Raw genomic sequence first — 20,850 nt, forward strand, 5'->3', positions numbered from 1 at the left:
TAAGCCTGTGCGAAATTAGTGAAATATCAATGAGCAATAGGTATTGATAAAACCTCACTTTTATAAAATAGCCTAAGCAAATAAAAACGCTTGTAGCTGATCCCACAACTTAAAGCCATCCACTAAACTTAATCCATAAAAGTACTCTAAATCATGAAACCTTTAAAAATCCTTTATATTTGTACCCATAACCGTTGTCGCAGTGTGTTGTCCGAAGCCATTACCAATCAATATGCATCCAAACAGGGCATAGCAAATGATAATGAAACAGGTGGTGAGCCTAAGCTGATTGCCAAAAGCGCAGGTAGCTTTCCGGCAGGCGAGGTGCACCCGTTAACCCTTAAGTATCTAACAGAAGCTGGGTATTCGACACAAGGGCTAACCAGCAATAGTTGGGATGATAGTGACTATATGGCCGACTTTACACCGGATCTATTAATCACCGTCTGTGACAATGCAGCAGGCGAGACTTGCCCAATTTGGCTAGGCAGTTTACCAGGTTTAACCAAGCTGCATTGGGGTCTGGTTGATCCCTCAAAGAGTACCGAGGATGAAGAGCATACCAAAGCCAACTTTGAGCAAGCCATTGCTACTATTGAGCTGAGAGTGGCACAGTTATTACAGCTAGCAGAGTTGCCCGAAGTAGAGCGCAAACAAGCACTATTAGACTTAATAAAATAGCCTAAGCAAATAAAACAACAGATTAAAACCTCACAACATAATTAATTAACCAATTTGAAATAAAAGTACTATGACAAATTCAACACAAGCCGATCTTAGCAACCTACCCAATATTGATCCAAATCAATTCCAAGTACCGCATATAGAGGACTTTAAACGTCAGCTGTCGACGCATAAACCGAAGTTTGTATTGTTATATGGCTCTTTACGAGAGGTATCGTACAGTCGTCTGGTGGTAGAGGAATGCGCACGCATTCTGAACGCTATGGGCGCTGAAGCTAAGATATTTGATCCAACTGGATTGCCTCTACCTGATAGTGCAGAGGTAACTCATCCCAAGGTTGTTAAACTGCGTGAGTTGGTGCAGTGGAGTGAGGGTATGGTTTGGTGTTCTCCTGAGCGTCATGGCGCAATGACCGGCATTATGAAGTCGCAAATTGATTGGATACCGTTGTCACTTGGCGCAGTACGTCCTACGCAAGGTAAGACGCTGGCAGTAATGCAAGTGTGCGGGGGCTCGCAGTCGTTTAATACGGTGAATCAGTTGCGGGTATTAGGGCGCTGGATGCGGATGATCACTATCCCGAACCAGTCTTCAGTGCCAAAAGCATTCTTGGAGTTTGAGGATGTAGAGAACGCTGATGGTAGTGTCAGCAAGCGTATGAAGCCGTCAGGGTATTACTTACGTATTGTCGATGTGATGGAAGAGTTGGTGCGCTTTACCTTGCTTACCCGCGACCAAGCTGACTATTTGGTAGACCGATACTCAGAAAGGGTTGAGAGCGCAGAAGAGCTGATGAAGCGGGTGAATCAAAAGCAGATGTAGAGTTATATAAATGAAGTTTGTAAGGTCAATACGAGTACATAATATATAAAATAGCCTAAGCAAATAAATCCAAAAGTTCTTACCAGTCATTAAACTCAATGAATCTATTAAATCTCAATTAATTACTAAGCTCAAATAGCAAAACCTATGCCAACTCTGATAAAGATTAACCGACTATAAACGGTTTTTTACTCTGATTTCCGTTATCATTTTATTCAATAAGGATGTTAATGATACTAAGAATAGGGAGCAGAGCATGCTAGATATAGATATTAACTTTCAATTGATGGGCTACCATTTATTTAAGCTGTTTATAGCTTTTATGCTGTCACTGCCCATCGCTTTGAATCGAGAGATGAAAGAAAGCGGGGCGGGTCTAAGGACCTTTCCATTAGTGACCATAGCATCCTGCGCTTTTATGTTGGTTGGTATGGACATATACGAGGGCGATGCTGAAGCTAGGATAATGTATGCCATTATTACTGGTATGGGCTTTATTGGTGGTGGCGCTATTTTCAAAAGTGAAGAGGGGGCTAGGGGTACTGCTACTGCTGCCAGTTTATGGAATACTGCAGCCATAGGAATTTCGGTCGCTACGGGTCGCTATGAAATTGCGATCATCTTATCGATTGTAGGCTTCGTTATTCTACAATTCTCTGAGCCTTTTAAGGTTCAAACTTAACCTTAAGCTTAATTGGGATATGAATCAAATGTTGTCGCGAATCCAAACTCTAGCACCGACGGTTTTTAACAGAGTAGCCATTAGTGCAATAATTGCCATAACTCTTCCGAGCTTATTGGGATGCAGTGAGCGTATTTATCAATCCACTTATCAATCTGGCGATACAAAAAGCGTTGTGGCAGGTAGCGGAAAACTTTTGCAAACTCAAAAAACAGCTGCGATTTCAGAGGTAATTCGTCATATTGGTTATCCAGCCCAAAATGGAGTCAGACAAAAGGGCACTATATTGGTAGGCGATAATTACTCCTATCTTATTTCGACAGGTAATGACGCTCTAGAGTTGATATTACAGCTACCTGCCGCAGATCTCGCCATTGACCAACCTATTTCAATTTATCGCTATCCTGATAATAGTGCCAATATTAGCTTCAGCTTTAGTTATGCAGTAACTCAGAGCAATAATACTAGCTTAAATCCACAACAACGTAGCGTGTTAGATCATATTTGCTCAGATAATTTATCGAGCGACAGTTCTTATAAAAATTGTCAGTTGCAATTACTAGGGGGCATGTATGCTCCTTTGAGCAATATTGATAGTCAAGTTAGATTGGATCAAGGCATAGCTGCCAAAATATATTCAGTGACTCGTAAAAGAGTCAAAACTCAGGCTGAAGTAGGGGTCATACCGCTGAAGGTTATATTGGAGACGATAGAGTTGCCGTTAGAGATTCTATCTATCATCAAGTGAGCAGTAGTCAACTAAATAACCTTTAATAAATCAATAACGCTTAAAAGACCGATGATGCTCAATAAACCAATAACGTTCAATAAAAACCAATAAAAAAGGGTGAACTAATTTAGTTCACCCTTTTGTTTGCGCACTAAGAGCACATAGCTAATTGCTTAGTTTAAAATGCCATAAGCCACTAAAGCATTAGCGACACGCTTATAACCTGCAATGTTAGCGCCTGACATGTAGTCGATACAGCCATCTTTATTGAAGCCATACTCTTCAGAAGCTTGTGCAGCATCATCATGGATGTTTTTCATGATGATTTGCAGCTGCTTATCCACATCTTCAAAAGTACGATACTGGCGCACTGAGTTTTGTGACATCTCAAGACCAGATACTGCCACACCACCAGCGTTGGCTGCTTTACCTGGAGCATAACGCATTTTGTTTTCGCGCACAAAATCAATAGCACCAGCATCCAGTGGCATATTAGCGCCTTCAACTACGTAGCGAATTCCATGATCATACATGGCTTCTGCATCCTCTGCAGTTACTTCATTCTGGGTAGCGCATGGGATAGCAATATCTCCGTCAAACTGCCAAGGTTTTTGACCAGGCAACCAAACACCGCTACCACCAAATTTTCTGTGGTACTCAAATAAAGGCTGACGATTGGCTTTTTGCTCTTTTACCCAATCCAGCTTTTCTTGGTTAAAGCCATACTCATCATATAAAGTACCTTTTGAGTCTGACAAAGTAATGACTTTAGCGCCCAAGGCAATAGCTTTTTCTGCCGCATGTACTGCCACGTTGCCCGCACCAGATACCAAGACAGTTTTGCCTTCCATTTTATCGTTATTGGCTTTTAGCATATTTTGTAAAAAATAAACCGCACCATAACCCGTCGCTTCTGAGCGACATAAACTACCACCGAAGCCAACACCTTTACCGGTTAACACCCCAGTGTATTGATTGGTTAAGTTCTTATACATCGCGAACATGTAGCTGACTTCTCTGCCACTTACTCCGATATCACCGGCTGGGACATCCATATCTTGGCCAATATAACGATAAAGCTCACGCATAAATGCATAGCAAAAACGACGGATCTCGCTATCTGATTTGCCCTCAGGGTTAAAGTCTGAACCACCTTTAGCACCGCCCATAGGTAAACCCGTTAGGGCGTTTTTGAAGATTTGTTCGAAACCTAAGAACTTTAAGATAGACTCATTTACAGTAGGATGGAAGCGAATGCCGCCCTTGTAGGGACCTAAGGCATTGCTGAACTGGACACGCCAACCACGGTTGATTTGAATATTGCCTTCATCATCTTCCCAGTTGATTCGAAAGCTAATAATACGGTCGGGCTCAGTTAGACGCTCAAATACTTTATGCTTTGCGAAGCGTGGATCGCGATCATATACAACGTCAATAGTGCTCGCTACCTCTTTTACTGCTTGAATAAACTCAGGTTGATGTGGATAGCGTTCTTCAATGCGTTCAATGACGTCTTGCATGCTCATAGGCCCTGTCCTTATCAGATTAGTTACATGGATGTTACAATAAAAAAATACTCTAATGTTGCGATAAATTCAACATTTTTTTATACCTTGATGTTCAGTCATTACTTAAAGCTATGCATAACTTATGCAGGGGGTTTTTTATAAGAGTATTACCTTTACTGCAGATATAGACTGTACCAGGGAGTACCCCTTGCCCCATTATAGGACATTTTGAATAACTTTTTTTAATATAACAAAAGCGGAGCTTAATAGAGACCTCGACCATCTTCTGGTTTCAACCGTAAAAATGACAACCCCGATACAATAGTAATTATACCGAGCACATAATAAGTGGCGTTAAAGGCGCTCACAATCTCAAAGTTAAGTCTATCACTAAAGACCGTCAGTATCGCAGCACCAAAGGCAATACCAAAACTTATGGCCAACTGTTGGTTTACGGCCATTAAGCTATTGCCACTACTAGTTTGTGGTCCCTCAAGATCACCAATAGTAATGGTGTTCATGGCACTAAATTGAATAGAGTTGCAAGCCCCCATAATCACTAACAGTGGGGCAATGTAATACCAAGGTACCGAAGCGTCTAATTGAGCCAATAGGATAATCAAAATTCCCAAAAAGGTGGTATTGGCAACCAACACTTTACGGTAGCTAAAGCGCTGAATAATTTTACTCACCAAAGGCTTGATCCCCATCGCACCTACTGCAATTGGGGTTAATAACCAGCCTGCCTGCGAGGGGGTATATTTAAATGCTACCTGAAATAATAAGGGCAATAAATAGGGGACAGCACTGATGCCAAGACGGGTAAATAGATTACCAGTAATACCAATTTTAAAGGTACGCACATTAAATAAGCTTAAGGGAAATATTGGATTGCTCGCTTTACGGGCATGGCGCACATAGATATAGAGCAAACTTAAAGCGATGGCTGACATGGTAATGCCAGAAATCGCTTCACCGGGCTGAGACAGGAACTCAACTGCCAAGGTCAGTAGACCAGCCGCTATGGCAAAAAGAGCAAACCCTAACCAGTCTAACCTGCCCGCCACTTCTCTAATATCAGGTATCAGCTTATAGCCAATGATAAGGCCTAACACACCCATAGGGATATTAATCAAAAAAATCCAATGCCAACTGGCATATTGCACCAAATAACCACCAACCAGGGGGCCAAGCAGCGGAGCAATTAACGCTGGAATAACAGCGAAGTTCATGACGGTCAGTAACTGATTGCGCGGATAAGATTTAACTAAGATTAAGCGGGCTACCGGAGTCATCATCGCCCCGCCAATACCTTGTATTACTCGAGAGGCGACTAATACATCTAAGTTTGGCGATATGGCACAGAATATAGAGCCAATACTAAATAAAACGACTGCACTTAAAAAGACTTTTCGAGTTCCATATTTGTCTGCTAAAAACCCACTTATCGGAATAAAAATAGCTAGGGTCAGCGCATAGCTGATTACCGCCCACTGCATTTTTAGAGGTGATTCTCCTAATGCTAAAGCCATTTCAGGTAGGGCAGTATTTAGGATCGTGGCATCCAAAATTTGCATAAACAAAGCTACTGCCAATACATAAGGTAAAAATTTTAATTGTAATGGCGAAAGCTTAACTTTGGGCTGAATATCTAGCACAGGCGAGGGGGTGTCCGCAGCGCGATTATTAGATTTTTTTTGATTATCAGGCATATATGAACCTAAAGACTTAGGTGTGATTAAATGGTGTAACTAAATAAGCTATGATTAATGAGAACGTCATTAAAACGTAAGTAATAAAAAAGCGTAAGTAATAAAAAACTGCCATCTATAATATCATGAAGATGGCAGTTACTATTTAGGGTTAATACTATTTAGTGTTAAGGTTAGTAAGCCAATTGCTGTTAAGCTTAGTTAGCCAAATTGATAAACCAAACATATTAATCAAAAAAATCTAGGTTTTTATACACCTCTTCTATGATCGCATCGGGTGACTTTAGCCAAATACTATGTGGATTACCTTTCAATGTAGGATCAATTTCTACTTTATTTAACCGTGATACGCTGCACAAGTCAGATAGTCCTTTGGTGGATTGGTAAGGGGCATAATCATCGCCAACAATGTTAATAAACAAGCCATGTCCCAGACCTGTATTTAATGACTGTTTCATAAAGTCATAGCGACCTGTTTTGGCAATGTGCAGCCAGTCTTTCATCAAGGTTTTGGCTTCTTTATGACCAAACCCAATCTTATAGCCTGGTAAATAGCCATAAACTCGAATAAGCAATTCAAACGCTGCAATGGCGGCTAATATGTTGAGTTGCCCTAAACCTTTCCAGTTCTTATAATGAATATTACCTGTCGCAACTCCAATCATCGGAAAGTCAGTTGTGGCAGAGTATAGAGTTGCAATATGGGCCCCAAGGCTATGACCAAATAAAATTATTTTGTTATCAGGGGTGGCTTGCTTGGCAGCGTCAATCAGTTTCGGCACAAAGTCTGTTACTAAGTCTCTATAACCATAATCTATACCACGCTTAATAGGTGGTAAGTTTTCTCCACAGCAGGGATAGTCTGCACTTACTACGCTAAAGCCTTTTTGGGTTAGCCCATTAATAAGCGTGCCATACTTCCTATGTGGCACCCCAATGGCAGTCATTAGTACCAAGGTAATATTAAGGTTGTTTTTTTGACTGTCACTGGGTCTATTGACATGGGTTTTGACAGGATAGGTTTGTTTTTTGGTTGTAAAGTCAAAGCTGCTCATAAAAGATTGTCCCTAATCATAATGTTGTGCAGAGATGGATTCTCAAAGAGATATAGACCTATTTTGCATAATGCAGGTTGGCTAATAACTGCTTTTATCATGGTTTTATAGATTGATAATTTGTCAGGATAGCAACTCTTATGCCGATAATCTATATCCACTCATAACCTGATGCGCCCACATAATAAATAGGCTTACTCATTCACACCCTTTGTTAATAGACTGATACTCAACTGGCTTAGCTAAGCCTATATAATGGTCACTAAATTAATTAATATTAATGAACTTGAATTAATTAACTAAGATAAAAACTAATAAATATCGCTTAATAAAGACGACCTAATTATTAAATAAACCAATGGAATTGCTATGACACAAGATACTATCAATAACGACACCCCTAATAACAACGATTACACTCCACCAAAAGTTTGGCAGCCGGTAGAGGGTAATGGTGGTAAGTTTGCTGGTACTAATAAACCTACCGCTGGTGCTCGTCATAAACAAAAACTACCCAAAGGCGATAATCCGCTACAGTTATACTCATTAAATACCCCTAATGGTGTGAAGATTAACATCCTGCTAGAGGAATTAGCTGAGCTGGGGGTTGAGGGTGCAAAATACGATGCCTTCAAAATAGATATTATGGAAGGTGATCAGTTTGGCTCAGAATTTGTGACCATTAACCCTAACTCTAAGATTCCTGCTTTAGTGGATTACTCAGATGAAGAGGGCCCTGTGCATATCTTTGAGTCAGGGGCGATTATGATGTACTTAGCTGAGAAGTTTGCTAAGTTTATTCCTCTAGCTACCGACAATGCTCATAAACGAGCGGTTTGCTTAAGCTGGGTAATGTGGCAGATGGGTAGTGCCCCTTATGTCGGCGGCGGCTTTGGTCATTTCTTTAGCTATGCCCCTTACCCGATGCAATATCCTATTGACCGATTTACTATGGAAACCAAGCGTCAGCTGGATGTGTTAGATAAACACTTGGCCAACTCAGAGTATATGATTGGCGATGGGGAAGAGCGATACACTATTGCTGATATGATCATTTGGGCTTGGTACGGTCAGCTTGTACTGGACCAACTTTATGAAAATGGAGCAGAATTCTTAGACGCTTCAAGCTACAGCAACGTACAACGTTGGGCAAAACAAATTGCTGCCAGACCAGCAGTGAAAAGGGCGGTAGAATTAGAGCTAAAACCTATCAACTAGATTAAATAGCTATTTTATCAATAAGATAGGTAGGTGGTTTAATTAATTTTTAAATAATCTACCTATTTAAATTGGTTGTGCTATACTACGCGCTTGCTGATTGATAACATCGCCCGCAATTGTCGTCTGGAGAAGACACCTTTTATAATTGTTGCCGATGATTTTGCTGTTAGCCTTTGCAATAACCTCTCTAATAAACTATTAACATTAGAAGATATTGACGCTAACGATTCACCGGTAACAACCATCAAAATACGTTCTTAACTTGTACATCGGATGTACTTCTTAATTTACGCTTATCTGTGTTGTACCTACAAAACTTTAACTGTTCGCTACTGGCCCTCAGCATTGGCCGAATTAATAGTGGCAGTAACTTAATGGACACACATTTATGTCAAATTTAGACGCTCTTTTAGACAATGCCGCAAACGAAGTAGACGGTATCGTAACTACCCAAGATTTAAACGACAAGACCCACCCAAACACCAATGTAGAAACTGAAGATCAGATTACTTTTGTTGACCTTGATTTGGCTCCAGAACTTCTTTCTGCGCTAACTTCAAGTGGCTATGAGCACCCAACCCCTATTCAAGCACAATCAATCCCACCAGCATTAGCCGGTCGTGATTTATTATTGTCTGCGCAAACGGGTAGTGGTAAAACTGCTGCATTCGTACTACCAATGCTTGATAAAATTATTCGTGACAAAGCAACTAATAAAGTTGTGCATACGGTAATTTTGACCCCAACACGTGAACTTGCTAACCAAGTAAGTGATAGCGTTCGTCAATACAGCTCAAAAACTCGCAATATCTTTAGCGTACCTTTAGTGGGCGGTGCTCCTTACGGTGGTCAGATTCGTGCCCTTAACAAAGGTGTACAGGTTATTATCGCTACCCCAGGTCGTTTCATTGACCATATGAACTCAGGTCGCATTGATTTATCTGAATTAGACATCCTAATTCTTGATGAAGCAGATCGTATGTTAGACATGGGCTTCGCTGATGATATCGAAAAAGTAATGCAAGCTGCGCCTAAGAGCCGCCAAACTATTATGTGTTCAGCAACTTGGGATGGCCCAGTCGGCAAAATCGCTGCTAGCTTCACCAACAACCCTGAACGCATTGCGATCAAAGCTGAAACCAAGCACATCGATGAGTCAGTATATTATGCTGATGACTTCAATCACAAAAACCGTATTTTAGACAACCTATTAACTCAAAAAGATGTCAATCAAGCCATTATCTTTGCGGCCACTAAGCGTAGCTGTGAAACTCTAGCAAAGAGTCTAAAAGAACAAGGTCACAAAGCCAGCTTCTTGCATGGTGACTTACCACAAGCCAAGCGTACTCGTATCATCAATGATGTGAAAGCGGGCAAAATCACTATCTTAGTAGCGACTGACGTAGCTGCTCGTGGTATTGACGTAAGTGGTATCACTCACGTATTTAACTATGACCTTCCACGTCAAACTGAAGATTACGTGCATCGCATCGGTCGTAGTGGTCGTGCCGGCCGTACCGGTATTGCTATCAATATTTGTAGCATTGATGACCGTCCACAACTTGATGCCATCAACCGTTATTTGAAGCGCACTATGTCAGTGGAAGAAATCGAGGGTATGGAACCTAAGAAAAACACCAAAGACATGCACGTAGGCGCAGCAGCCAAACGTGGTCGTGGTGGTAATCGCCGTGGTGGTCCAGGTGCGGGCAACCGTCGTGGTGCTAATGGTGGCGGAGGCTACCGTGGCAAGTCTAATGACAATGCTGGTGGCGAAAGACGTGGTAACGGCGCAGGTCGTCCAGGTGGTAAACCTTCAGGTCGTCGCTTCGGCGGCGGTGGCAAGCCAGGCGCAGTCGCTGCTAAGCCAGCAGGGCAACGTCGTAGTGGAGCGGCTCGTTCAAGCGAAGGTCGTCCAGCTCGTCGTAGCAACAATGGCTAATTAATAGCTCAAAAAGCTAATTAGTTAAAAAGAGACCAGCCCTGATTAGGGTTGGTCTTTTTTATGCTTAAGACTTTATGCTTGAGCTTTAATAAAGCGGGTAGCGCACTAATTTGATAGTCTTTACACTGTGCTATGCTGTATTAGTATTAAAAAAAAGAGTGGAGAATGAAGATGAAAATTACCTATTGGTCGGATTTTGCTTGCCCTTATTGTTATATCGGTGAGGTCAGGTTAGACAAAGCTATTGCCAAATTGCAGTCACAAAATGAGCTAACCGATAGCGTCGAAATTGAATTAAAAGCCTTTCAACTAGATCCTAATGCGCCACTTACGTCTAGTGGTCCAACTCAAGAGCGCTTTGCCAAAAAATACGGCATTAGCCACGAGCAAGCCGGCGAACAACTACAAAAAATCTCACAGCTAGCAACAGAAGAGGGTATAGGCTTTGACTATGCCGATACTTTGTTTACCAACACTATGGATGCGCATCGCTTGACCAAGTATGCACAGCAGAATGTGCCAGAACTTGCCGATAAATTGAAGAAAGCCATTTATAAAGCTTATTTCATTGACCAAAAAGAGCTAGCAAATCGCGAGGTGCTCACTGCTATTGCTAAAAATATTGGATTAGATAAGGATGTAACAGCTTTGCTTGATAGCGATCAATTTAGAGAAGAAGTGATTGCTGATCAAGATGAGGCCATGCGACTAGGAGTACGTGGTGTGCCTTACTTTGTGATTAATGATACTTATGCGATACCGGGGGCTATGTCTCAACAGGATTTTGAAAATGCGCTCAGGCAGATTTATAACGAGTAGTTAATTTAACATTGTGGATAGCCCACACCGATTTCAACCACCTCAATGCGGCTACCCTCAGCATACTGTTCAGGATTATAAGCATGGACGGCTAGCCCGCCCATGGCGGTCTCTTTATATTTATCCATCATATCCGCGCCAGTAGCTTTCATAGTAGCGATGGCTTTATCAAGAGAAACATGATGCTCGCCATCGCCGCGGCTTGCCAATCGAGCGGCATTAATAGCCTTTACCGCACCCATTGCATTACGCTCAATACAGGGCACTTGGACCAGACCGCCGATCGGGTCACAAGTCAGTCCTAAATTGTGTTCAATACCAATCTCTGCGGCATTGGTACACTGGGCAGGACTAAGACCCATAACGTGTGCCAAGCCGGCGGCTGCCATTGAGCAAGCCGAGCCAACCTCTCCCTGACAACCTACTTCAGCTCCAGATATTGAAGCGTTCTGCTTGATTATGGTGCCAATAGCAGCCGCAGTTAGTAGGAACTCACGAACTCCTTGTTGACGGTAGTGAGGTACAAAATCACGGTAGTAGTGTAGTACAGCAGGGATAATGCCAGCCGCTCCATTAGTAGGCGCAGTCACCACACGCCCGCCATTGGCATTCTCTTCATTGACTGCTAAAGCAAATAAATCTACCCAGTCCATGGCCATCAACTTATCGCTGCTCTTTTTTGGACTTTGTAGCTCATCTAACAGCTGACGATACATGTCTTTGGCACGGCGTTTTACCTTTAATCCGCCAGGTAAGACACCTTCTCCTTTGCAGCCATTTTTCACACATTGCTGCATCACTTCCCAAACTTCGTCTAAATATTGATTTATTGTCGTCTCATCTCGCAAAGACAGCTCATTGGCCATCATCACGTCACTGATGCTCAAGTTATGTCGTTGGCATTGGGCCAATAGCTCATTACCATTACGAAAAGGATAGGGCACATTGCTATCGCTAGTAATAGCGACGCTATCTGCTTCATTATTACTTGTCTCAGTGTCTTCTGAGCTGTATTCATCTTCAGTAGCCACAAAGCCGCCACCAATAGAATAATAGTTTTTGGTAATAACGATACTACCGTTACTATAAGCACTAAAGCTCAATCCATTTGGGTGATGAGGCAAGGTGGTCTGCGGATGCCAAACAATATCTGTGTCATAGTTAAAAGAGATAAGCTTATCACCGGCGAAATTCAATAACTTTTTGTTTAGCACAGGGGCAAGATATTCATCAACTTTATTGGTATCAATTTTATCTGCTTTAAATCCTAATAGACCTAAGATACAAGCGGTATCAGTAGCATGGCCTTTTCCGGTAGAAGCCAACGAGCCATAGAGATCAATTTGAATACGTTCAATATCAGCTAGGGTGTATTGCTGCTGCAATTCATCTATAAATTTGCCAGCAGCAACCATAGGCCCCATAGTGTGTGAGCTTGAGGGGCCAATGCCAATTTTGAACATATCAAATAAACTGATCATTAGGGGTATATACCTTACTTTATTTTATTAATTTATCTATACAAATTTACTGGATAATTATAACTAAAAGTTGGTGGTTATAATAATAAAATTTGGTAAACACTTATCTTTTTATGATCTATCAAACATGATCTTAGGAGCTGTATTAATTAAAAAACCCAGTTATTTGCATTAACTGGGCTTTTTTGACTACCTTAATCGGTGTTATACCTGTAATAAGAAGTTTGATAGCAGGCGTTTAGCACCTTCGGTGGCAAATGATTCAGGGTGGAACTGCACTCCCTGAATAGGATACTGAGTGTGACGAATGCCCATGATCTCCTCACCATTGTTAACACTCACCATTAAATCTTGATCAGCATAAGCTTCATTGGCTACCACAGAAGTTACGGTGAGACACTGCGGTAAGGTGTCTGCTTTTACCATTAATGAGTGATAACGCATAATTTCAATATTTTGAGGCAGGCCTTGATACACGCCTTGCTCATCATGACGAATCGGGGAGGTCTTGCCATGCATTGGCACGCCAGCACGCACCACATCACCACCAAATACATGAGCAATGCCTTGCATGCCTAGGCATACGCCTAATAATGGTGTCGTCGGACCCAGCTCCCTAATCACCTCTGCACACACCCCAAAATAAGCTGGATCATCCGGAGATCCCGGGCCAGGCGAGATGATGATGCGATCATAGCCTTGTTGCTTAACTTGCTCTAGGGTAATTTCGTCGTTGCGTTTAACAGTGACCTTACTGTTGCTATACTGTTGACTAAGTTTAGTTTGTAGGATTTCTCCCACGTATTGATATAAGTTAAAGGTAAAAGAATCGTAGTTATCTATAATTAAAACGTTCATGACAGACCTTGAATATTGTTGTGATAGAGGATGATTTGCAGTGACTAAGTATTAATGGCTAAGCATTAATAAAGCTATCTAACACCACTTTCATAGCCGATAGTTTACGCTGAATCTCCAGATACTCATCTTCAGGGTTTGAATCATAGACATTGCCGCCACAAGTTTGGGCATAAGCCTCTTCGCCATTGATAAATAGACTGCGAATTGGGATAGCAAAGATACAGTCACCATTAAAGTTAAATGAGCCCAAAGCACCGCCATAAGCACCGCGACCATCTGGCTCAAGCTCATTGATAATCTTGATGGCTTCAATCTTCGGCGCACCAGATAACGTGCCTGCAGGGAAGTTACTTGCCAAAGCGCTAAACATATCCTCATCAGGGTGCAAAACACCCACAATCTCAGATGAGATGTGCTGTACATGAGAGTAGCGTTTGATGTCCATCAAATTTCTTACTTTTACGGTACCAAAACGGGCGACACGGCCAATATCATTTCTGTGCAAATCAACGAGCATATTGTGCTCAGCGATTTCTTTGGCATCATTAAGTAGGGCACGAGCCAATTGACGGTCTTCTACCTCATCTTTGCCTCTTTTGGCAGTTCCTGCCAGCGGATAGGTTTCCATCTCCCCCTGGCGTAAACGAAATAACAACTCAGGTGAAGCGCCAATAATACGCTGGGCACCAAATTTCATAAAGTACATGTGCGGTGAAGGATTGACCTCTCTTAACTTTTGATAAATAGGGATGTGATCGCCACTAATTTTATACTTGGATTTGAAGCCCACTTCACATTGGAATATGCGGCCAGCGATGATGTCTTCTTTAACCCGCATAACCGCTTGGGCATGCTGCTCCTTACTCATACCATCACCTATAAACTCTACTGACGGATTGGTATATTCTGGTACAGCCGTCTGCAGTAGGGATTTCACCTTATCGATGCGGTTTTGCTGTTGCTCAGTAGGATAATAAAAATAGAAGATCTCGCCAGTCATTTTATCCAAGGTAAGGCCATCCAGATAAACCCCAAATTTGAATGCCTCAAAGTGCTCACTGGATTTGGCATTTAAGCTAGGCTCAAAGAAGTTAACACTATCATAACCCAAGTAGCCAACCAGCCCGCCCGTTTGATCACGAGCCAATACATGCTGAGGTGTTATCTCTCGTAATAACTGATAAGGATTGTCTGTCTGATAATTGTGGACCTCTCCAGTTAAGTTGTCTGTTATTGATAATGTATTGCGATTAGTGGCAGCAATGGTCATTACTGGTGAGAAGCCAATCGCGTGATGACGTGACATATGGCCTTCAGCCCCTAAAGACTCAAGCAAATAACAGGTTTCGAACTCTGACTCTATGCGCTTAAATAATTCAAAAAAATCAATATCTTCGGTTAGCTTAATACGTATAGGCTTGCTGGGGATATCAATCATTTTTGGTGAGGGGTAACCAGGTTCTTGACTCATAAATAAATTCCAATGGTAAAATAAATTAGGGATTAAAAAGGTAGGCCATAAGGGTCAAAGAAGTAAGAGTGTATCTTTATCTTCTATGTACTTGTAATAACTTATTAATCGCCTCTTCTTGTCTTTGCAAGGCTTTGGCGCCTCGAGATACTGTGGCAATGCCAACTCCAAGCTGCTGAGAGATAGCGCGCTGAGTGACTCCTTGCTGTAATAGATCGAAGATTCGCACTCGGTTGGCAATGTCTTGTAGCTCTTTATCAGTTAGTAAGGCTGCTAATATGGCATCTATCTCCTGGCTATCGGTTAGCTCGGTGAGATGCTGTACTAGGCTTTGATAGGCATCATTAGTATTATTAGTCATAGGGTATGGCGTCATTGTTAGCTGGTTTATTAAACATAATCAGATTAGCATTAAAGACAACTATTAAGTCTCACAGCTTGTATCAGTATTCTAGTACACTAGAACTTCGATGTAAACCTTAAATTTGACTCTGCTTTTAATTAATTTAGCGCATAAAAAAGCAACCCTTAGGCTGCTTTTTAAAACGAGTTAATTTTTATAAACTCACTATAACCGTTAGTTGACACAACTAAAGTCAAAGTCTTCATTTACCAAGATGGTGCGTACCACTTTACCTTGCTCATCTTTTTCATAATCAATGATAACAGGACGACCTAGGTCAGGATTGCACTTAGGAATTAATGCAACGGGAGTCAAATAACGCATGGTCGCCACTTTAGCATTACTTGGGATATTGCCCTTATACCAAGTTTCGTTTAGGCTTTCTGACGATTCGTCATAGAACTCATCACTGTAAGCGTATAACTCATTGCTTTGTGCCAAAAAGCACTTTTCTTGCTTGTTAAGCTCAGATAATGGCTTTGGGGTCCTGTCATATAAGTTAACCCAGGTATCCTCCAAACCATACTTTTGACTTTGGCGGCTCAAATTACTCAAATCGCAACTACCAGATTTAAAGGCTGAGCTAATGTCTTTAATTTCATCAGGCGAAAAGAAAAAAGTTTTCTTTTGAGGCTGAACGGCAGTAGGGTTTGCTTTATTTTTATACCCTGCTTTATCTTTACTTTGACTGCTACTGATGGTGGAAGCTTTGTTTTGAGTAGAGGATTCAAGACCCTGCTGTGTCGCACAACCTGTTAAAGACAAAAACATTACTGTTAAGCCTAAACCAGAAATTTTTGATATTAATTTCATTTATCGCTCGCAATTTGTGGATTTAAATACAGCCAAATAAATACAGCCGAAGTATGGCAGGCCTTATTTTTATTAAAACAATAATATTTTAAGGCCATTATTTTCTAGGCTTTTTATTCTCTAAAATAAATATTGCTATTTGATTAAGCGTTTACCAAACTTTGGTAAGGCTAGAGCTCAATTTGTAAATCAGGTTTGGTTGCAAGATTATAGATATTTGTAGCTCATAATCAAACAACAACTTGCACCTTCCAGTCACTAATATCAATCTCAGTACAATTGTTACCTTCTCCGTTAACTCTATCTACCACCAAAAAAGCACTGGTTTTGTTTAGTGCCAATAGGGGATGGTGCCAAACACCTGTATTGTATTGAATACCTTGGTCAGATTTGGCATAAAATACCGACAGATCAGCAGCCGATTGAGGAGGCTTGCCAGCAGCTGCAACGACAACAATATAATCCTCACCTTGCATTGAGAAGAAAGCTTGAGTACCGAGAGGGTGATACTCCATGACACTTAATTCGATTGGCATACTTCTGGGTTTGGCAATGAATATACTCATGCCGACCTCGCCACCCTCAATATCAGCCTTAGCTATCGCATGGTGGCGAGTGGCATAACCATTATTAATGTCGTAGCAGTTCAGCGCTGTTTTTTCAGTATCATTAAAAGGCTCAATAACCGTACCAAAAGCTGCAAATGCTGCTTTAGTTAAAGGTGTAGCAACCAATGTAATACTCATAAGCTTACCTATAGATGACGGTTATAACTTCTTACAAAACTTACCATACAAGCGTACTCGGCTAATACCGCCATCAGGATAAATATTGACCCTTATATGGGTTATCGGTTGTTTAATATTTAGATCATCAAAAACATGGACATGATGAGCAATGGTCTTTTGAGGTTCTAATAACGTCTCCCAAAACATACTTTGGGTAACCAATGTAGAGTCAGTTAAAGTTGGGGCATAGGCAGCTTGTACCGATACTTTGTCCGGATAGTTGCCTTTAAAGTGGCTGGTATCAATTTCGATAGCCTCAGCAATCCCAGCGCTTCCCAGTGCAATTATACACCAATCATTGCCGGGTTCGCGTCGGCGTCTGGTTTCCCAACCTTCCCCCATGTTGGGCGCTTTATTAGGTAATAATAAGTTCTCTACTGCGCCAAAGTGAGCATCATTACAGGCTATAGCTCGCCCGCCATTAACAGCCGCAACCATATCTATAGTGTCATCAGTATACTCATTGCCATCTATTTGGATATGGCCATAAACTCTGAGTCTTGCGATTCCACCATCTGGATAGATATTCAAACGTAAGTGAGTCACGGTAACGGCAGATTTAGATTCATCTATCGTTATAAATTCATGTGAGTTGCCTTTTAAAGGGGTCATGCCAACCAGATTATGCCATGCCATATTATCCCAGTCTTGTTGGCTGCGCGCAGCAATTACTGTGTCATCCTCGCTCATAAGTTCAGGAGCATAAACAGCTTCAATACTGGCAGAAGGTGGGTAATTACCAATAAAATGACTGGTATCTATATCAATACCAGCGATGCGGGTTGGGCGAGCCAACTGTATAATGCAATAGTCATGACCAAATCCGCGTCTGCGGCGAGTCTCCCATCCATCCATCCATTTGCCATTGTCATCAAATTTACCGACCACAAACACTGGAGGCTCATGACTTAATAAACGCTCTTTTGGTGCAAAAAAGTCATCTGTGGCAAATAAAGCTTTGGCACCTAGACGGGGGTCTGCGACGTTGGTTTGTTTTACAAATTCCGGCAGAGTTTCTGGTAGATTGTCAGCAAGAATTATTTTTCCAGGTTCAATAGTAGTTAATGACATGTGATTTTCGCCTTTTAAATTAGAGCTAAATTTATCGAGTTAAAGTATTTGGGTCTAGTCCAAACTTGGATCCATAACCTTGTGCTTATTTACATCCAGTTTGCAATATTATTAGCAGTGACTGGATGATTTTGATACCAATGCTTGGCAATCTCGTCGCGGCGACATACCCACACATCAGGCTTTTCACTAATGTACTTTAAGAATTTTTTTAGAGCGACTATCCTCCCAGCTCTTCCAATCATTCGACAATGCAGTCCTATTGATAACATTTTAGGAACTTGAGTACCATTCTTAATCTCACCTTCTGCATACAAGGTGTCAAAGCTGTCTTTTAGATACTGATAAAAAGGCTCTGAATTGGTATAACCTGGACTTGAAGCAAAGCGCATGTCATTGGTTTCAAGAGAGTAGGGTATGACTAAGTGCGGTTTTCTGATGATTTTAGTGTCTTGCTGAGTCTTTACATTGAGCCAATAAGGCAATTCATCAGCATAAGAGTCGCTATCATAACTATAACCACCGTTCTCAACCACTAATTCACGGGTGTTGGGACTGTCACGCCCGGTGTACCAGCCTGTAGGCTGATAACCTAGCATCTTTTTGAATATTTCAGTTGCCTGCTGGATATGCTCTCGTTCTGTTTCACGGTACATATTTTGATAATTAATCCAGCGTAAACCATGACTGGCAATCTCATGATTATCATCAATAATACGATCTATAATGTGTGGAGTACGCATTGCGGCTGCCGCACATACGAAGGTGGTGATAGGGTAGTTATATTCTTTAAAAGCATCTAATACCCTCCAGACCCCAACTCGGCTACCGTATTCAAAGGCGGATTCAATGGATTGGTGACGGTTATCAAAGGCAGGGGTGCCTAAAATGTCAGAGAGAAACTTTTCTGATTGAGCGTCGCCATGAATGACATTATTTTCGGCGCCTTCTTCAACATTCAATACAAACTGTACCGCAATCTTAGCTCCACCCGGCCATTTTGGATCTGGAGGATTATTAGCATAACCTTTTAAGTCACGAGGATAGTCGTTCATATTGTCAATAACATTGATATGCTTAAAAGTACTGAGCGTCATAATTTTATTCTCAAGCTTATTATTGGTGAATATTGTTATTATAAAATCAATAAAAAATACAAACAAAGGTGAGAGCTTAATTCATTAAGCCCTCACCTTTTGCTATAGAGATAACCAAAAACTTTGCAACTAAACTAGTTTGGATGATTGAGTGTTCAGACTACAGGGACTTCAACAAGGGTATCAGCTTCTTGCTTGCGCATTAATAACCAATACACTAGACCACCAAGAGAAGCACCTATTATAAACCCAAAGCCTTCAAGGGCAGTTAAAGAGGGTTGTAATGAGATTATTAAGGAAACCATACCTGCTAATACAAAGGCAATTACACCTCGTATGTTCCATCCATTCTGATAGTAATATCTTCCTGAAGGAGAGGCATCAAATAAGGCCTGGATATCTAATTGTTGTTTTTTAATCAAGTAATAATCCACCACTAGAATACCAAAAAATGGCGCAATGATGGAACCAATTATGTTGACAAACCCTACTATGCCGACTTTGCTAATGAATGATAACCACAAACCACCGATAAAGAAGGCAATGACCGCTGTGATAACACCCCCTATTCTAAAGCTAATATACTTTGGAAAAAGATTGGCTAAATCATAAGCCGGAGGGATAAAGTTGGCGACCATATTAATGCCGACGGTAGCTGCAAAAAAGGTCAGAGCAGACACAATGGTTAAGGGTAATGCATCAACACGTGCGACAATATCTGATGGGTTGGTTAACGGCTGACCATATAAAACTAAGGTACCGGCTGTAATAACTAGGGCAATAAATGAGAAGAATACCATATTTAGAGGTAATCCTAGCAAATTACCAATTTTCATTTGTTTTTCACTTTTTACAAAGCGAGAAAAGTCACCAAAATTAATGACTACAGCAGAGAAATAAGCAATCATGGTACCAACAATAGCAGTGAAGGCATCAACTTTAGTGCCCGGATATTCATTATTTTCACTAAATATGGTGCTGATAGCCGGCATTAAGTCCGCACCTGCAGTGTACCAAACAACCCCCATCAATATCAGCATTACCACATAGACCAAAGGTCCTGCCCAATTTAGAAAGACTTTAATAGGCTCAATACCTGCCCAAAATAGCATTAATTGGAATACCCAAACGATTGAAAATGCTAGCCAGGCAGTGGCAGATAATCCCAAGAAGGTACTGGATGATTCACCCATTATTAGGGTTAATAAAATAGCAACCGCGGTTGAGGCAAAGTAAGTTTGTACCCCATACCAAAATATACCAATTATGGCTCGCATTACTGCAGGTAAGTTGGCGCCATTAACGCCCATGCTTGCTCTGATAACTACCGGAAAAGGAATGCCATATTTAACACCAGGTCGGCCCGTTAGATTGACCATAAACATGACGATAACCCCTGCTAACATAATTGCAGCCATCACCGACCAGCCACTTAGCCCATAAGTAAGAAATAATGAAGCGGCTAAGGTATAACCAAAAAGACTTTGTACATCATTTGACCATACATTAAATATCTCAAACCATCCCCAATTACGTTTTGTTTCCAATGTAGGGGCTAAGTCTTCGTTATATAGCCTCGAATTGGTATTTTTAATTTTCAATTCTTTGTCAGGCAGCATATCAACTTCCTTTTGATTTTGGTACGTCATGAATTTAGATAACTAGACTGGCAACTGTTTCATCCTT

19 protein-coding genes are annotated in these 20,850 nt (G+C 41.3%); 7 read left to right on the forward strand and 12 right to left on the reverse strand.

The features are described 5' to 3' along the window. Positions 1 to 153: 153 nt before the first annotated feature. From G561_RS0102130 to G561_RS0102145, 4 genes are all read left to right on the forward strand, one after another. Positions 154 to 681, forward strand: coding sequence for an arsenate reductase ArsC (locus G561_RS0102130; protein WP_028858088.1), 528 nt, complete (start codon positions 154 to 156; stop codon positions 679 to 681). Between the two features lie 70 nt (positions 682 to 751). Then, entirely contained in the window at positions 752 to 1,507 is a 756-nt protein-coding gene (arsH, locus tag G561_RS0102135; RefSeq protein WP_028858089.1) for an arsenical resistance protein ArsH, read from the forward strand. Positions 1,508 to 1,763: 256 nt separating this feature from the next. Beyond that, positions 1,764 to 2,189 (forward strand): MgtC/SapB family protein, encoded by a 426-nt coding sequence (locus tag G561_RS0102140; protein ID WP_028858090.1) that lies wholly within the window; start codon positions 1,764 to 1,766, stop codon positions 2,187 to 2,189. Between the two features lie 28 nt (positions 2,190 to 2,217). Beyond that, a complete protein-coding gene (locus G561_RS0102145; RefSeq protein WP_028858091.1) occupies positions 2,218 to 2,937 on the forward strand; it encodes a hypothetical protein in 720 nt (239 codons plus the stop codon). Positions 2,938 to 3,092: 155 nt separating this feature from the next. On the opposite strand, the gene gdhA is transcribed toward G561_RS0102145, so the two are convergent. The 3 genes from gdhA to G561_RS0102160 form a co-directional block, all read right to left on the reverse strand. Then, on the reverse strand, positions 3,093 to 4,445 hold the full coding sequence (gene gdhA / locus G561_RS0102150; RefSeq protein WP_028858092.1) for an NADP-specific glutamate dehydrogenase: 1,353 nt from the start codon (positions 4,443 to 4,445) through the stop codon (positions 3,093 to 3,095). Positions 4,446 to 4,690: 245 nt separating this feature from the next. Continuing rightward, positions 4,691 to 6,139 carry a DHA2 family efflux MFS transporter permease subunit gene (locus G561_RS0102155; RefSeq protein WP_081794341.1) on the reverse strand — a complete coding sequence of 483 codons (1,449 nt, stop codon included), beginning with the start codon at positions 6,137 to 6,139 and terminating at the stop codon, positions 4,691 to 4,693. Positions 6,140 to 6,366: 227 nt separating this feature from the next. Beyond that, positions 6,367 to 7,194 (reverse strand): alpha/beta fold hydrolase, encoded by an 828-nt coding sequence (locus G561_RS0102160; protein ID WP_028858094.1) that lies wholly within the window; start codon positions 7,192 to 7,194, stop codon positions 6,367 to 6,369. Between the two features lie 369 nt (positions 7,195 to 7,563). Between G561_RS0102160 and yghU the strand changes: the two genes are divergently transcribed. The 3 genes from yghU to G561_RS13785 all read left to right on the forward strand — a co-directional run bounded on the left by yghU (position 7,564) and on the right by G561_RS13785 (position 11,179). Next, positions 7,564 to 8,412, forward strand: coding sequence for a glutathione-dependent disulfide-bond oxidoreductase (yghU, locus tag G561_RS0102165; RefSeq protein ID WP_037031487.1), 849 nt, complete (start codon positions 7,564 to 7,566; stop codon positions 8,410 to 8,412). A 391-nt stretch (positions 8,413 to 8,803) separates the two neighbouring features. Then, a complete protein-coding gene (gene csdA, locus G561_RS0102170) occupies positions 8,804 to 10,357 on the forward strand; it encodes a DEAD/DEAH box helicase CsdA (RefSeq protein WP_028858096.1) in 1,554 nt (517 codons plus the stop codon). Between the two features lie 174 nt (positions 10,358 to 10,531). Continuing rightward, positions 10,532 to 11,179: a DsbA family oxidoreductase gene (locus tag G561_RS13785; protein ID WP_037031506.1), complete on the forward strand. Its 648-nt coding sequence runs from the start codon at positions 10,532 to 10,534 to the stop codon at positions 11,177 to 11,179. 5 nt (positions 11,180 to 11,184) lie between these two features. On the opposite strand, the gene G561_RS0102180 is transcribed toward G561_RS13785, so the two are convergent. From G561_RS0102180 to G561_RS0102220, 9 genes are all read right to left on the reverse strand, one after another. Continuing rightward, a complete protein-coding gene (locus tag G561_RS0102180; protein WP_028858097.1) occupies positions 11,185 to 12,660 on the reverse strand; it encodes an L-serine ammonia-lyase in 1,476 nt (491 codons plus the stop codon). Positions 12,661 to 12,864: 204 nt separating this feature from the next. Then, positions 12,865 to 13,518: an anthranilate synthase component II gene (locus G561_RS0102185; protein WP_028858098.1), complete on the reverse strand. Its 654-nt coding sequence runs from the start codon at positions 13,516 to 13,518 to the stop codon at positions 12,865 to 12,867. Positions 13,519 to 13,576: 58 nt separating this feature from the next. Beyond that, positions 13,577 to 14,992, reverse strand: coding sequence for an anthranilate synthase component I family protein (locus tag G561_RS0102190; RefSeq protein ID WP_028858099.1), 1,416 nt, complete (start codon positions 14,990 to 14,992; stop codon positions 13,577 to 13,579). Between the two features lie 76 nt (positions 14,993 to 15,068). Next, positions 15,069 to 15,353: a Trp family transcriptional regulator gene (locus G561_RS0102195; RefSeq protein ID WP_037031489.1), complete on the reverse strand. Its 285-nt coding sequence runs from the start codon at positions 15,351 to 15,353 to the stop codon at positions 15,069 to 15,071. A gap of 216 nt (positions 15,354 to 15,569) precedes the next feature. Next, entirely contained in the window at positions 15,570 to 16,208 is a 639-nt protein-coding gene (locus G561_RS13790; RefSeq protein WP_037031490.1) for a hypothetical protein, read from the reverse strand. A 230-nt stretch (positions 16,209 to 16,438) separates the two neighbouring features. Next, on the reverse strand, positions 16,439 to 16,954 hold the full coding sequence (locus tag G561_RS0102205) for an ureidoglycolate lyase (protein WP_028858101.1): 516 nt from the start codon (positions 16,952 to 16,954) through the stop codon (positions 16,439 to 16,441). Positions 16,955 to 16,975: 21 nt separating this feature from the next. Next, entirely contained in the window at positions 16,976 to 18,067 is a 1,092-nt protein-coding gene (gene alc, locus G561_RS0102210) for an allantoicase (RefSeq protein ID WP_028858102.1), read from the reverse strand. An 89-nt stretch (positions 18,068 to 18,156) separates the two neighbouring features. Next, on the reverse strand, positions 18,157 to 19,164 hold the full coding sequence (gene puuE, locus G561_RS0102215) for an allantoinase PuuE (RefSeq protein WP_167667691.1): 1,008 nt from the start codon (positions 19,162 to 19,164) through the stop codon (positions 18,157 to 18,159). A 155-nt stretch (positions 19,165 to 19,319) separates the two neighbouring features. Next, positions 19,320 to 20,783, reverse strand: a complete 1,464-nt coding sequence (locus G561_RS0102220) for an NCS1 family nucleobase:cation symporter-1 (RefSeq protein WP_115342966.1) — start codon at positions 20,781 to 20,783, stop codon at positions 19,320 to 19,322. Positions 20,784 to 20,850 lie beyond the last annotated feature (67 nt).

Source organism: Psychrobacter phenylpyruvicus DSM 7000 = NBRC 102152, assembly GCF_000685805.1.
Classification (GTDB): Bacteria; Pseudomonadota; Gammaproteobacteria; order Pseudomonadales; family Moraxellaceae; genus Psychrobacter; species Psychrobacter phenylpyruvicus.

What these genes read in the sequence shown, in the direction of transcription:
- G561_RS0102130 (WP_028858088.1), top strand. Translation starts at nt 154, where the DNA reads ATGAAACCTTTAAAAATCCTTTATATTTGTACCCATAACCGTTGTCGC.
- arsH (WP_028858089.1), top strand. Translation starts at nt 752, where the DNA reads ATGACAAATTCAACACAAGCCGATCTTAGCAACCTACCCAATATTGAT.
- G561_RS0102140 (WP_028858090.1), top strand. Translation starts at nt 1,764, where the DNA reads ATGCTAGATATAGATATTAACTTTCAATTGATGGGCTACCATTTATTT.
- G561_RS0102145 (WP_028858091.1), top strand. Translation starts at nt 2,218, where the DNA reads ATGTTGTCGCGAATCCAAACTCTAGCACCGACGGTTTTTAACAGAGTA.
- gdhA (WP_028858092.1), bottom strand. Translation starts at nt 4,445, where the DNA reads ATGAGCATGCAAGACGTCATTGAACGCATTGAAGAACGCTATCCACAT.
- G561_RS0102155 (WP_081794341.1), bottom strand. Translation starts at nt 6,139, where the DNA reads ATGCCTGATAATCAAAAAAAATCTAATAATCGCGCTGCGGACACCCCC.
- G561_RS0102160 (WP_028858094.1), bottom strand. Translation starts at nt 7,194, where the DNA reads ATGAGCAGCTTTGACTTTACAACCAAAAAACAAACCTATCCTGTCAAA.
- yghU (WP_037031487.1), top strand. Translation starts at nt 7,564, where the DNA reads ATGACACAAGATACTATCAATAACGACACCCCTAATAACAACGATTAC.
- csdA (WP_028858096.1), top strand. Translation starts at nt 8,804, where the DNA reads ATGTCAAATTTAGACGCTCTTTTAGACAATGCCGCAAACGAAGTAGAC.
- G561_RS13785 (WP_037031506.1), top strand. Translation starts at nt 10,532, where the DNA reads ATGAAAATTACCTATTGGTCGGATTTTGCTTGCCCTTATTGTTATATC.
- G561_RS0102180 (WP_028858097.1), bottom strand. Translation starts at nt 12,660, where the DNA reads ATGATCAGTTTATTTGATATGTTCAAAATTGGCATTGGCCCCTCAAGC.
- G561_RS0102185 (WP_028858098.1), bottom strand. Translation starts at nt 13,518, where the DNA reads ATGAACGTTTTAATTATAGATAACTACGATTCTTTTACCTTTAACTTA.
- G561_RS0102190 (WP_028858099.1), bottom strand. Translation starts at nt 14,992, where the DNA reads ATGAGTCAAGAACCTGGTTACCCCTCACCAAAAATGATTGATATCCCC.
- G561_RS0102195 (WP_037031489.1), bottom strand. Translation starts at nt 15,353, where the DNA reads ATGACTAATAATACTAATGATGCCTATCAAAGCCTAGTACAGCATCTC.
- G561_RS13790 (WP_037031490.1), bottom strand. Translation starts at nt 16,208, where the DNA reads ATGAAATTAATATCAAAAATTTCTGGTTTAGGCTTAACAGTAATGTTT.
- G561_RS0102205 (WP_028858101.1), bottom strand. Translation starts at nt 16,954, where the DNA reads ATGAGTATTACATTGGTTGCTACACCTTTAACTAAAGCAGCATTTGCA.
- alc (WP_028858102.1), bottom strand. Translation starts at nt 18,067, where the DNA reads ATGTCATTAACTACTATTGAACCTGGAAAAATAATTCTTGCTGACAAT.
- puuE (WP_167667691.1), bottom strand. Translation starts at nt 19,164, where the DNA reads ATGACGCTCAGTACTTTTAAGCATATCAATGTTATTGACAATATGAAC.
- G561_RS0102220 (WP_115342966.1), bottom strand. Translation starts at nt 20,783, where the DNA reads ATGCTGCCTGACAAAGAATTGAAAATTAAAAATACCAATTCGAGGCTA.